A 13,671-nucleotide genomic window follows, 5' to 3' on the forward strand; every position below is an offset into this window, starting at 1 on the left:
GCTTATGAATACAGGTGTAATATCGGTTCGCTATGCTCGTGCGCTGTTGAAGGCTGCCTGTGAGCAAGGTATCGAGGACAAGGTGTATGCTATTATGCAAACACTTGCCCAGAATTACCTTCAGGTGCCCGAACTCCGCATGACGATTGAAAGCCCGATGCTTCCGAAGGACAAGAAGCGCAAGCTATTGGAAGTAGCCTGTGGCGACGATTGTCCTGAGCTTGTTGGTAACTTCCTTTCCCTTGTATTGAAGGGAGATAGAGAGGAGTTGCTACAGCTTATGGCGAATGACTATGTCGCTCTGTATCGTAAGCAGAAGAACATCATTCGCGGAAAGGTCATCACAGCCTCGCCTGTCTCTTCCCAGACGGAAGACAAGATGAAAGCACTGGTACAATCCAGAGCACAGGGAACCGTTGAGTTCAACACTGAGGTTGACCCTTCACTCATAGGTGGCTTTATTCTTGAGTACGATACTTACAGAATGGACGCCAGCGTGAAGAGCAAACTGAATGCTATCCTCACACAATTAAAAAAGTAATTAGATTAATAACATGTCAGATAAAATTAAACCAAGTGAGGTGTCTGAGATTCTTTTGAAAGAACTTCAAGGCATCAACTCTGAGGAGAAGTTTGATGAAGTCGGTAGCGTACTGACCGTCGGCGACGGTGTAGCACGTGTCTATGGTCTTCGCAATGCTGAAGCCAACGAGTTGCTTGAATTTGAGAATGGCACCATGGCTATTGTCATGAACTTGGAGGAAGACAATGTAGGTTGTGTCCTTCTTGGTCCTACTGAAGGTATCAAGGAGGGACAGAGCGTGAAGCGTACACACCGTATTGCCTCTATCCGTGTCAATGACAACTTCTTGGGACGTGTAGTCAATCCGCTTGGAGAGGCTATCGATGGTAAGGGTGAAATCGACTTGACTGACTCTTTTGAAATGCCATTGGACCGTAAGGCGCCAGGTGTTATCTATCGTCAGCCAGTGAAGGAACCACTCCAGACGGGTCTGAAGGCTGTTGACTCAATGATTCCTATCGGTCGTGGTCAGCGTGAGCTTATCATTGGTGACCGCCAGACAGGTAAGACAGCCATTGCCGTTGATGCTATCATCAATCAGAAGAGCTTCTACGAGCAGGGTAATCCTGTTTATTGTATCTATGTTGCCATCGGTCAGAAAGCTTCTACCGTTGCTACATTGGTGCAGAACCTCAAGGAGCGTGGCGCATTACCTTATACAATTATCGTAAGTGCTACAGCGGCTGATCCTGCTGCTATGCAGTATTATGCTCCATTTGCCGGTGCTGCCATTGGTGAGTACTTCCGCGATCGTGGCTACTCAGCCCTCGTTATCTACGATGACTTGTCAAAGCAGGCTGTTGCCTATCGTGAGGTATCATTGATTCTCCGTCGTCCTTCAGGTCGTGAGGCTTACCCTGGTGACGTCTTCTATCTTCACTCTCGTCTGCTTGAGCGTGCTGCACGTATCAACAACCAGCAGGAGATTGCAGAGAAGATGAACGACCTCCCAGAGTGTATGAAGGGTCATGTACGTGGTGGTGGCTCACTCACCGCACTGCCTATTATTGAGACGCAGGCAGGTGACGTGTCAGCCTACATTCCTACTAACGTGATTTCCATTACTGACGGTCAGATTTATCTTGAGTCCGACCTCTTCAATCAGGGCTTCCGTCCAGCTATTAACGTAGGTATCTCCGTATCTCGTGTAGGTGGTTCAGCACAGGTTAAGAGTATGAAGAAGGTAGCTGGTACGTTGAAGATTGATATGGCACAGTATCGTGAGTTGGAGGCATTCTCTAAGTTCTCATCAGATATGGACAAGGTCACAGCGATGACCCTCGACCGTGGACGTAAGAACAACCAGTTACTTATCCAGCCACAGTACAGTCCAATGCCTGTGGGTGAGCAGATTGCTATCCTCTACTGCGGTGTACACGGCTTGATGCGCGACGTACCTGTTGAGCAGGTTCGCCAGTGCCAGGACCAGTTCCTTGAGACCATGCGCACTACTCATGCCGACGTCATCAGCGATTTGGCTGCTGGTAACCTTGAAGAAACTTCTATCAAGGTAATCGAAGAAGTCATGGGCAATATTGCCGGACAATATAAATAAAGACAATACAGAATGGCATCCTTAAAGGAAATCAAGACTCGTATAGCCAGTGTTCAGAGTACTCGTAAGATTACGAGTGCGATGAAGATGGTTGCGTCGAGTAAGTTACACCATGCCCAGAATGCCATCGAGAGTATGCTTCCATACGCGGCTATGCTCGAACACATTCTCAAGGCTTTCCTTGTCTCTACGCCCGATACGGATACTCCGTTCGACGAGCAGAGACCAGTGAAACGTGTTGCCTTACTCGTGTTCTCCTCAAACAGTTCTCTCTGTGGTGGATTCAATGCGAATGTCATCAAGCTGATGCAGCATACGATAGACGAATATCATGCGCAGGGCTTGACCGACAAGGATATTGTCATCTATCCTGTAGGACGAAAGGTGTATGAAGCAGCAAATAAGCGTGGATATACCTGTGTATATCCTTATCCGTTGCTTGCTGATAAACCAAATTTTGAGGAGTGCCGCAGTATTGCCATGGAGTTAAGCCAGAAATGGTTGAAGGGCGAGTTTGATAAGGTGGAGATTATCTACCATCATTTCAAGAGTGCAGGAAGCCAGATTCTCCAACGTAAGAATTTCCTTCCAATTGACCTTGAGGAAGAAGTCAATGCCGACTCTACGCGCGATCTTTCATCAAATATCGCAACGAAGGCTGCACAGGAATATCTCAAGAGGAAAGGACAGTCTGGAACACAGAAGTCTAATAATGAGGCTGTTGTTCCTCTGAATGATAACTTCATCATTGAGCCAGACCTGCGCACAGTCTTGAAAGCATTGGTACCGAAACTGCTGAATAACATGGTTTACACTGCTCTTCTTGACAGTAATGCCTCTGAGCATGCAGCACGAATGGTTGCCATGCAGACCGCAACAGATAATGCTGACGACCTGCTTCGTGAACTCAACTTGCAGTATAACAAGTCGCGTCAGGCAGCCATTACGTCTGAGTTGCTCGATATTGTTGGCGGTACGGTAAATAACTAACTTCCTGTTTGCCCTCGGGGGAGGCAGTGAAAAGAATCTAATAGACAGGGATAAGCTCTTTGCTTGTCCCTGTTTTTTTTGATTAATTGGGCTAATAAGGCTTATTAGCCCAATTAGCCTAATAATTAATTACCCCAATAATTAATTAGCCTTATCAGCCCAATTAGCCTCATAAGCCCAATAATTATACTATCCACAGTAATCACGCCCCTCCCTTTGGGGGAGGGGATGGGGGAGGGGCTGCTTCCCTTTTGTCCTAACTTTTCAATCTCTCCCTTCCCAATTGATGCCCAATTAGCTTCTAAAAGACGCCCAATAGGCTTGTAAAAGGTGCTCTTTAAGGCTTCAATAGACGCCCTTTTGAAGGCTTAAAGGGCACCTATTGAAATGCTGTTTTGTAATAACTTGATAAACAGATTGTTGTAAAGATGCTAAAAGGATGAATTTTCCTTTCTTTTAAAGTGCAATAGTTTGTTTATTTTGTAATGTTTTTTCGAAATCTATTGCGTGTTTTAAGATAAGTTGTTGAGTCTTTTTAATAATGGAATTTACGCAGAACTATCTTTGACCTTTCTTCTATGATTTACCATGCGAAGCCAATATAGCGTTTAGCTAATACGTGTTTACTCTATATTGTTATCTCCAAAGTAATAATTTGGCAAGCATGGTTTAGGTAGTAACCTTGTAAGAAGTTTTATACGCTTGTGCTATAAGGAAATGTAATCTTGTTTTTGTTTGGATTTTTAGGTAAAATTTCTTACCTTTGTGTTAGACATTAATTTTAAAGCTTATGGGCATTATTGCATCACTTATTATTGGAGCCATTGCAGGATGGTTAGGTGGACTTATCTATAAAGGTAGCGGTTTGGGACTTTTTGGAAATATCATTGTTGGTATTCTTGGAAGTGGCGTAGGATCTTGGCTTTTAGGAAGTGTGCTTCATATTTCACTTGGTGACGGGTGGATAGGTTCTATCATCACGGGTGCTATAGGTGCTGTTGTGGTTTTATTCTTATTAAACATTGTGTTTGGAAAGAAAAAATAAGGATGCTAAAGTGGGTGTTTTAAACCAAGTAAGTCATTAGAGCCTAAATAATATATATTGTTTTATCATTGAGTAGATGTTTTGCTTTGTAGCGCAGGTGTAGCAGCAGACTATGATAAGTTATAAAGACAGACAAGGAACTGATAAGAAAATAAAAGATGGTAGGAACACTACTATAGTTAAATAATTAATAAACGTAAAGCCCCGAAATGTATGACATTTCGGGGCTTTACTCTTATGTTTTCTCTCTACTATCTCTTTCCGTTAGCAGTCCATATTTTACCATCTTTAGTGTATAGAATATTCAATGATGAAGCATTGATTCTAATTATTTTTACGCCTTCTTTCAAGTCGATGTTTACTAAAGTGTGGTCACCTTCCTTCTTAAAGGTTATGCCTTTAAGGTCAGGGATTCCATCTGAAAATCTAAAATAGTAGCTACCAGCCGCTTTAATGACGGTTATAGAACCATTATCGGCACTTTTCTTTATTTTATCACCTGAATAAGTGATTCTTCCTTTGTATGTTCCTACAAAGATGTCATTGTCTGCAGGGTCATCTGTCTTGCTACAAGAGATTGAAGTAAGAGCTACTATGAATAAACAAATCAAAGTAGCTAAACTGAAGATTCTTTTCATAAATAATTTGATTTTAAGGGTTACTAATCAGCTAAGTTATTTCTTAACTTTTTCTTTCAATGATGCTAATTTCTTTTCTAATAGCTTAACAAGGTCTTCAGGTTTACTGTTTGTATCTGATAAAAGATTGTCAACCTTTTCTTCTAAAGTGCCTTTTAACTCCATAGATTTATCACGCATTTTTCTTGTAAGACTATCTATTTGGTCTTTTAGTTCATCAACTTTATCGCCTATAGAATTCTTTTTACATAAGGTTTTATCCTTGTCAAGTACAAAAAGTACACCTATACCTGCAACTGTTCCAGCTGCTACTCCTAATAAAATGCTTCCAATTTTCGACATAGTCTTAGATATGTTTTAATTAGTTTAAAAATATACTGTCGTTGTAAATATAACAAATAAATTTGAGATAAGCAATATTGATGTGAGAATTGTGTGGTAATTTTATAAAGAATAACATTTTCCATGGTTGTTGTGATAATATTTTATATATTAATAAAAATCACTATCAGCGCCTTTTAAAAACAATGTTTACTTGATAGCAATACAATTTTTACAAAAAAAAGTCAAGTCTATATAACTATCTTCTACATTTAATTTTAGAGTTTTTGTTTATGTATGTAAGTATAAAAAAAATACCAAACCCGTGGTGGTTTGGTACTTCTTACTCTTGTATAGTACTATTATTATGGTAAAATAATTAGTTCAAGGCTGTCAGATTTGACTTTCACTTTGAGCCAGTCATAAAGCTGTTTTCTGTTGTCTTTGGCAAGTGTCTTGTTTGTTTTGACTATAGCCACGATATGATTTTTTATTGAAGCAGAATCAACGAAAGACTCAGATGCTTTTGAAAGTATAATACTCTTTGCTGAGGGGCATACGACTTTAAGTTCTTCTCGCATGTCGTTAGCAAGTACTGGATAACGTGTATAAGAAGTTAGTTCCTTCTTTAGCACATCGTTGTTATATGCAAGTTCTTGCCATTCAGCCGTATTTTTTTCTCCTACCATCAACTGACCTTTATTCTTGTGCTGTAGGAGTAATAAGCTATCAGAGTTAGATCCTTGTATCACCTTTAGTGCGTAGCCATCAAGCTGATAATTAGTCATCATTTTTTGTGCTTTAGCTATCGAATCAGTTGATATTGGATTGCCCACCGCTACCACATGGAGGGTTTTGGTTTTTAGGTCGTATTGGTGTGAGAGAATGTTTGTTCCGCTATAATTAAGTTCCTTTGTAACGAAATTCTCTATGTTATTTTCAAATACACTTTGCTTAATGATGTTCCATGTCATGTAGCTTGCAGGGATAATTGTGATAATGATAATGCTGACGATGTAAAAATTTACTCGTCTCATTTTTTCACGATTGATAAACTGCTTTCTATGAAAATGCAGAAAGCGTACACCAAGACAGGTTGTAAAAGCAATGAAAACAGTATTGATGAAATAAAGGTAAAATGCTCCAAAGAAGTAGGATGTGTTTTGTACGGCCAGTCCATAACCTGCTGTACAAAGTGGTGGCATTAAGGCTGTGGCAATGGCAACACCCGGCACCACGTTGTTTCTTCCTTTTGTTGACATAGCTAAGAATCCAGCAGCACCACCAAAAAGAGCTATCAATACGTCATAAAGGGTAGGCGATGTGCGTGCTAAGAGTTCGGATTGAGCATCCGTGATAGGTGAAAGTGTAAAGTAGATTGTTGCAGTAATAACGCTAATGAATGTACTTACCAAATAGTTTTTTATGGACTGTTTGAACAAGTCCAAGTCAGCAATTCCAAGAGCTAATCCCATACCGATGATTGGTCCCATCAGTGGAGAGATGAGCATAGCACCAATAATTACTGCTGTTGAATTGACATTTAAGCCTAAGGATGCAATAAATACGGCAAAGATAAGTATCCAGAGATTAGAACCTTGAAAGTTGATACCATTAGTTATTTGTTTAATAACATATTTTTCGCCGTCTTTGTCAGGTAAGACATTGAAATAACTCTTAATTATCTGCCATAAAGTTTGATTGTTATTTTCCTGCATTCCGTTTTTTTTGCAAAGATACTAAATTTAATGGAAAGTTTCAAGCAGTTTCTTGATTAACTATTAGGGAGTGGGCTGGTGTTTGTGTGCGTACATTCTTTTCGTTTCACATAAGAACAAGATTGGTAAAGATAGGCTCCGTTGTAGTGTACAGCCGATATGCAATTACGATAGTCCTATATATGAATAGGTGTTCTGATCAACAAAGAGCTAAGAGAATAAAAAAAGAGTACCAAGAAAACTTGATACTCTTTTTATTTATGTTAGATTTTAGAGTGCAAATTACTTGCCACCCTCCATCTTCTTCTTCAAGTCAGCGAGAACACCGAGGTCACCGAGAGATGTACCTGCTGCAACGTTGTTGATAGCAGCTGCATCATTCTTTGGCTTGCTCTGAGCTGCTGGACGCTGGCGACGTGGCTCTTCCTTAACCTCCTCGAATGTACGAGAGTGAGAAAGGATGATACGCTTAGTGTCCTTAACGAACTCGATTACCATGAATGGGAGAACCTCACCAAGCTGTGCCTGTGTGCCGTCCTGCTTAACAAGGTGCTTTGGAGTAGCGAAGCCCTCACCACCCTCGTTGAGAGTGATAACAGCACCCTTGTCCATAGACTCGGTAATCTTACCCTCGTGGATTGAACCTGGAGTGTAGATTGCCTCGTACTCATCCCAAGGATTAGACTCGAGCTGCTTGTGACCGAGGCTTAAGCGACGATTCTCCTTATCGATTTCGAGAACAACAACCTCAATCTCAGAACCCTGTGAAGTGAACTCAGATGGGTGCTTAACCTTCTTAGTCCAAGAGAGGTCGCTGATGTGGATAAGACCGTCAACACCTTCCTCAAGCTCTACGAAGATACCGAAGTTAGTGAAGTTGCGAACCTTTGCAGTGTGCTTAGAGCCTACTGGATACTTAACCTCGATAGCCTCCCATGGGTCTTCCTTGAGCTGCTTGATACCGAGAGACATCTTACGCTCGTCGCGGTCGAGTGTGAGGATAACTGCCTCAACCTCGTCACCAACCTTCATGAACTCCTGTGCAGAACGCAAGTGCTGGCTCCAGCTCATCTCTGAAACGTGGATCAAGCCCTCAACGCCTGGCTGAATCTCTACGAATGCACCGTAGTCAGCCATAACAACTACCTTACCCTTAACGTGGTCGCCAACCTTGAGGTTAGGATCCAAAGAATCCCAAGGGTGCTGAGTGAGCTGCTTGAGACCGAGAGCGATACGCTTCTTCTCCTCATCGAAGTCGAGGATAACAACGTTAATCTTCTGGTCGAGAGCAACAACCTCATGTGGATCGCTTACGCGGCCCCAAGAGAGGTCAGTGATATGTACGAGTCCGTCAACACCACCGAGGTCAACGAATACACCGTAAGATGTGATGTTTTTAACAGTACCCTCGAGGATCTGACCCTTCTCAAGGTGAGAGATAATCTCCTTACGCTGTGCCTCGAGCTCAGCCTCGATGAGTGCCTTGTGTGAAACGACTACGTTACGGAACTCCTGGTTGATCTTAACAACCTTGAACTCCATTGTCTTACCAACGAATACGTCGTAGTCGCGTATAGGGTGAACGTCAATCTGGCTGCCTGGAAGGAATGCCTCGATACCGAATACGTCAACAATCATACCACCCTTAGTGCGGCTCTTGATGTAACCCTGGATAACCTCGTCGTTCTCCAGTGCCTTGTTGATATTCTCCCAGCTCTTCTGGAGGCGAGCCTTCTTGTGAGAAAGAACGAGCTGACCGCGCTTGTCCTCCTGGTTCTCAACATAAACCTCTACCTTGTCACCAGCCTTGAGCTCTGGGTTGTAACGGAATTCAGAAGCAGGGATGATACCATCGCTCTTGTAGCCGATGTTAACAACTACTTCCTTCTTGTCAACTGAAATAACAGTACCTTCAACTACCTGGTGCTCCTGGATCTTGTTAAGAGTTTCGTCATAAGCCTTAGTAAGATCGCTCTTACTTGCCTCAGCGTGTGCGCCGTTCTCGAACTCATCCCAGTTGAAGTCAGCTAAAGGCTGTACATTCTGGACGTCTTTGAAATTTGTCATAAAGTGTTTAAAAAATAATTTAATTAATAAAGTTCGACTTTATATTATCTGTAATATGGGCGTAGTTCGCCCAAATCGGGTGCAAAGTTACGAATAATATTCTGTATATTAGTGCTTTTGCTTCTGTTTTTTTGTTTTTTTCTTTCTACTTCCGAAAATATCACTCAATCTGTTGAAGTCTTTCTTCAGAATCAAACCTATACCCTGAGTTGTCAGAGAGTTACGTGTGAAGTAACGGTCGTTGGTTTGGTTATAGACACGGAAGGCTACGTTACCGCTTGGGAAGAGGAGGTAACGGATGTCGAAGTCGCCTATGAAAGACGATTTATCCTTGGCTACATTGTCTCGATAACCAAACTGTCCGTTGAAGAGCAGACGATTGTTAAGCATGCTTCCTGAGAGTAGTCCTTCGTATTCTGCATTGTCGAAACCTTCATTACCTGTCGCAATATTGGCACCGAAGTTCCAGTTGTTATCCTTCACAACATTGGACAATACGGTGTTGATTTGTTGTGAAATTGTACCAGAGAGTAGACTCTGCATAGCAAGAGATGCACGACTTGGCGATTCACTGTCGCGTGCTGGATTGTTATTCTTGCTCTGTGGGTAAAAGCGTCCGACTGCTAAAAGGTAGAGAACTTGCTGGTTAAGCTCTTGCTCAGAGTTGAGGATAGAGCGTATCATCTGTTGCGCATCAGGCGAGAGCGTTGGGAGGTCGAGACCGAAAGAGACAGTCGGTGCACCTGGTGTTCCTTCGATATTCAGCAAGCAGTTAACCTTTGTGTTATTGGATGTGAAGGACTTACCCATTCCAAGGTCGCCCAAAGGAACAGAATTGATGATATAGTTAGCTTTTAGATTTAACGCAGCATTGAACGGATCACCACCGAAGGCAATCGTTGAACCCGGCTGGAAGATAAATTGCTTCTTGATAATATTCTGAATCGTGAGGTTATACTGTCCGTAGTCTACGTTATAGTTTCCAAAGAGTTGGAAGGCTCCCTTATTATAATAAGACGCACGAATCATACCCGAACCATTCAGACGGATATTGTCGCCAGTGGCATCATCAAGTAAGACGCCAAGCGTAAGATTCGGATTTGAATGTACGAGGAAGTTGATGTGTAGGTCGCTCGGTATGTCTCTGAATTTGACGATATCCGATGCCTTCTTAGGAGCTGGTTTTGCCGCAAAACTGAGTGTGTCCGCAGCCTCAGGGATTAAAACTCCAGTGCTATCCTTTGGTACGTTAATCCAGCGAATGAAGTTACTTGTACTTGCATCATTGGTTGAAGAGGCATCATAAGTTATATAGGTGTTCTTTTCCGGTTCCATATCAATGTTCATTGTTGTTGAACCCGGTTCACCTTTTATATTACATTTACCCGTTCCATATACCACACCCCAGAACGAGTCTTTCCCTTGTTTCTTAGGGAAGTTATAAGCCAAGAGGTTTCGTGCGAGGATATTGATGTCGAAAGTGAGGTGGCTAAGATTCTTGTGATGTAATCCACCTGTAACGATACCGATATGTCCTTGTGGGTCAGTAATAGTGTCGTTTCCAAAGATAATTTCGTTTGGAATGATGCGAACACGTGCATCGCGCATCTTATAGGTAACACCTGTTGGCTTTACATATACGCTTCCATGCACTTGCATGTCACCTTCAAGATTGATGGCACTAAGGGGTCCGACGACTTTACACCAGCCGTTTCCTTGCACTTGAATCTTGTCCATGAAAGAGCCACAGAAGCTCTTTAGGAAGTAGAGATGTGTGTTATTGGCAAAGATAGGAAGGTTGATATAGCTTTTCTTAATGTCTACATAGCCTTGGATGTCTGTTCGTGTGCCATCACCAGGGTCAGCATAGGCGTCGATATTAATCTTACCTTCTTTGTCATTATAGTTTGCCTCTGCAAAGAGCGTACCCATATCTCCATCTTCAAATTTGAAGTTTTGCACCTCAAGTTTCGCTTGCATCTGTGGATGATGGAAGAACGATTTGATAGAAGCTGTACCAGAAGCCGTACCAGCAAACTTAACGCTGTGGAAGTCAACAAGGTTAAGAATATATGGAACGTTGACATCCTTGAATCTTACAAGGATGGAATCGCTTTGATTTCCAGACGTCTGACCATTAGCAATGATATGCTGGTCGTGGTTGGAAAGCTCAAAGTGGTCGATGGTCAGATTGTTCCGATGATAAGAGATATCGGAAGGTTGCACTTGTAACGCAATGGAATCAAAGTTGATTTCTGATGGGTTGAGGTGCAAGCGAGTCTCTAAGTCGCCATGACGGCGAGAGAAAGAGGCAATGCTGTTGACATTTCCGTATATAGGAGAAAGTCCCGGTATGCGGAAAGAAATGTTGGAAGTAACGGTATTGTTTGCAATCAATCCCTGTGCGTTGATAAGGATATGTGGTCCGGCTTCTCCCTTTCGTTCACCTGAAATAGTAGTCTGCAAGCCTTGTGGCTCACTCTTAATGTTCAAGATAAGATTCTTAATCTGCTGTCCTGAGTAGGTTACGTCGGGCGCGTTGACGTGTAAGTCAATTTCGTTCTGGCGTTCTCTTACAAGTCCTGCGAGCCTTATAGCATGTGAAGAAACAATATTAGTATTCAGCAGACTATTGATAAACTTCGTACCATTTAGGCGCAAAGTGAAGGCGTAGTTTGCCTTGCCAATGCCCATGTTAAAGCGTGGAGTTGGTGAGAAAAGACTTGGGATATAATGTCCTAAGATACGTCTTATGCTTTGTGGCAATTGATTATAATCATACTGTCCAGCAAGGTGTAGCTCACCAAAGTCAGTCTCTGCGTCAAGCGACTTACCTAAGATTCCGTTGTTGGTCTTGATACTTACCTGGTTAAGGATAATGTTCTGACCTTCCCCAATCATAGCAAAGTTACTGACATCGAGGTTTCCTATGATATCATTCAAGCTCGCACCCTGTCCTTTAATCTTAGAAGTAAAGGAGATTGTTCTGTTACCCAACGCCTCTGTTAACTGAAGTTTGTGTAAGTTAACGGCATCAGCAATGATTGAGATGTCGGTAGACAGTTTTCCTTTGTGTTGCATGAAAGCCATTATGTTGGCAGCTTTTCCGTCGATATTCAGCTTTCCATTAGGGTCGTTTATCGCTGCCTTACCTATGAAAATATCGTTCTTATAGATTCCGTCAAGGTGAATATTCTTATAGGTATAGCCCTTATAATAGAAGGAGGAAACGTCACCCTTTGCGGCAATATAGGATAGGTCAGTGTTGCCTTCCACCTTGATATTCGTGCTTAACCTACCAAAGTCGTTGTTGTCAAGTACTTTCGCAAGATTCAATTCGGTAGTACTGACCGTTCCTTGGATGTTCTTTCCGTGAATAACAGTAGCCAACTGAACGTTACCAGCATCTGTGTTTAGCAGTCCCTTTGCTGTATATTTCCCCATGTTATGGGCGAAAGTACCACGATAGTAGATACTACCAATGTTACTCAATGGTTTAGGGAGGGGTTTATGCGTAACTTTTGTGATGGATTGAAGGGTGTTCTTGCTAACCTTCAGTGGGCTGAAAGTGAAGTCCCAAATAGGACTCTTTTGGATGTTTCTTACCCATCCTTTCGCCTTAATTTGAGTCGAAAGAGTCTGGTCAGAAACGTTAAGATGTTTTACCAATACCGACTGACTTGTACCTTCTGCATCAACTGTAGCTGTATAGCTGGTCGTCAATGGCTTTAAATCGGGTAGGATAGGGGCAAAATCGGAAGGCTTTATTGCAGCTTTGAAGTCCTTGATGGTGTAACGTAAAGTGTTGAAATCCAACTTCTTGTTATTGAATGTGTAGGTTGTAAGTAACTCCTTTAGCACGATCTTACTGTTAGTTCCATCGAAGATAAAGTCACGTAATGTGGCTTGCTGTTGATTAGCTTTTAATTCAAAAGCCAACTGTTTAACCTCTAAGCCTGATGCTTCTTTGAAAGCCAATGCCCTGAGATCAGCCCACACACTCGTGTCATCCAACTTGTTAAGAATGAGGTAAGACGAGATGTCACTTACGTTGATATGGTTCAGATTCAGTCTGTTAGGCGTGGTAGGTGCATCTAAACAATCATATTTAATGTTGCCATGTCGAATCACAAGACTATTAATGGACAAGTGTAAAGGAGTGTGACTTGTCGTGTCCTTAGAAGCTAATGAATCCAATACAAATTGGAAGTTAGGTTTGGCATCCTTACTCGTTTTGTATAGTTCTGCCTGTAAACCAAAAAGCTGTGCAGAGGAAATATTAATCTCACCTGTACGTAAGAGATGCCAGATATCGACCCTTGCTCCTACTCGTGATGCCGATAACATCTTCTTGTGACTTTGGTCATAGATGAGAATATCGTCTAATACGAAACGATTGATAAAGCCTAAATCAATACGTCCTACGTGCACTTCTGTACCCAATTTATTGCCCGCTACGTCACCTACTTTTTGGGCAAGAAAACCCTGTACTGCTGGTATGTGCAGCAGTACGATTGTGGTTATGTAAAGACCCGCTATGGTCCATATAACCCATCGTATAATTGTTCTAAGTTTCTTCAATGCGTCTACAAAACTACAAAAAAACCATTTTATACTGAAATTATTATATCTAAATGTGCCAAATCTGCTTAAAATTTGCTACATTTGCAGAAAATAAGCTACGCTCGGCAAATGGAAAGTCACCTTTCTTTGCTCTCGCTTGCATTATTTTTGGCAGAAAATAAGCTACGCTC

The 13,671-nt window shown here is 42.0% G+C and carries 9 protein-coding genes; 4 read left to right on the forward strand and 5 right to left on the reverse strand.

The features are described 5' to 3' along the window. The first annotated feature begins 4 nt into the window (after positions 1-4). The 4 genes from HMPREF0659_RS07500 to HMPREF0659_RS07515 all read left to right on the forward strand — a co-directional run bounded on the left by HMPREF0659_RS07500 (position 5) and on the right by HMPREF0659_RS07515 (position 4,173). On the forward strand, positions 5-541 hold the full coding sequence (locus HMPREF0659_RS07500) for a F0F1 ATP synthase subunit delta (protein ID WP_013265896.1): 537 nt from the start codon (positions 5-7) through the stop codon (positions 539-541). A 13-nt stretch (positions 542-554) separates the two neighbouring features. After that, a complete protein-coding gene (gene atpA / locus HMPREF0659_RS07505; protein ID WP_013265371.1) occupies positions 555-2,138 on the forward strand; it encodes a F0F1 ATP synthase subunit alpha in 1,584 nt (527 codons plus the stop codon). 12 nt (positions 2,139-2,150) lie between these two features. Next, positions 2,151-3,128, forward strand: a complete 978-nt coding sequence (locus HMPREF0659_RS07510; RefSeq protein WP_013265274.1) for a F0F1 ATP synthase subunit gamma — start codon at positions 2,151-2,153, stop codon at positions 3,126-3,128. 790 nt (positions 3,129-3,918) lie between these two features. Further along, positions 3,919-4,173, forward strand: a complete 255-nt coding sequence (locus HMPREF0659_RS07515) for a GlsB/YeaQ/YmgE family stress response membrane protein (protein WP_009434647.1) — start codon at positions 3,919-3,921, stop codon at positions 4,171-4,173. Between the two features lie 251 nt (positions 4,174-4,424). Here HMPREF0659_RS07515 and HMPREF0659_RS07520 read toward each other — a convergent pair whose 3' ends face one another. The 5 genes from HMPREF0659_RS07520 to HMPREF0659_RS07540 form a co-directional block, all read right to left on the reverse strand. Then, positions 4,425-4,811, reverse strand: coding sequence for a hypothetical protein (locus HMPREF0659_RS07520; protein WP_013265331.1), 387 nt, complete (start codon positions 4,809-4,811; stop codon positions 4,425-4,427). A gap of 36 nt (positions 4,812-4,847) precedes the next feature. Beyond that, the gene (locus HMPREF0659_RS07525) at positions 4,848-5,153 is read right to left on the reverse strand and encodes a YtxH domain-containing protein (protein WP_044046028.1); all 306 of its coding nucleotides are present in this window, start codon (positions 5,151-5,153) and stop codon (positions 4,848-4,850) included. Positions 5,154-5,497: 344 nt separating this feature from the next. Then, the gene (locus HMPREF0659_RS07530) at positions 5,498-6,850 is read right to left on the reverse strand and encodes a TIGR00341 family protein (RefSeq protein ID WP_013265801.1); all 1,353 of its coding nucleotides are present in this window, start codon (positions 6,848-6,850) and stop codon (positions 5,498-5,500) included. 282 nt (positions 6,851-7,132) lie between these two features. Next, a complete protein-coding gene (gene rpsA / locus HMPREF0659_RS07535; protein ID WP_013265723.1) occupies positions 7,133-8,917 on the reverse strand; it encodes a 30S ribosomal protein S1 in 1,785 nt (594 codons plus the stop codon). Between the two features lie 108 nt (positions 8,918-9,025). Beyond that, positions 9,026-13,498 carry a translocation/assembly module TamB domain-containing protein gene (locus HMPREF0659_RS07540; RefSeq protein WP_013265564.1) on the reverse strand — a complete coding sequence of 1,491 codons (4,473 nt, stop codon included), beginning with the start codon at positions 13,496-13,498 and terminating at the stop codon, positions 9,026-9,028. Positions 13,499-13,671 lie beyond the last annotated feature (173 nt).

This window comes from Prevotella melaninogenica ATCC 25845 (assembly GCF_000144405.1).
Taxonomy (GTDB): Bacteria; Bacteroidota; Bacteroidia; order Bacteroidales; family Bacteroidaceae; genus Prevotella; species Prevotella melaninogenica.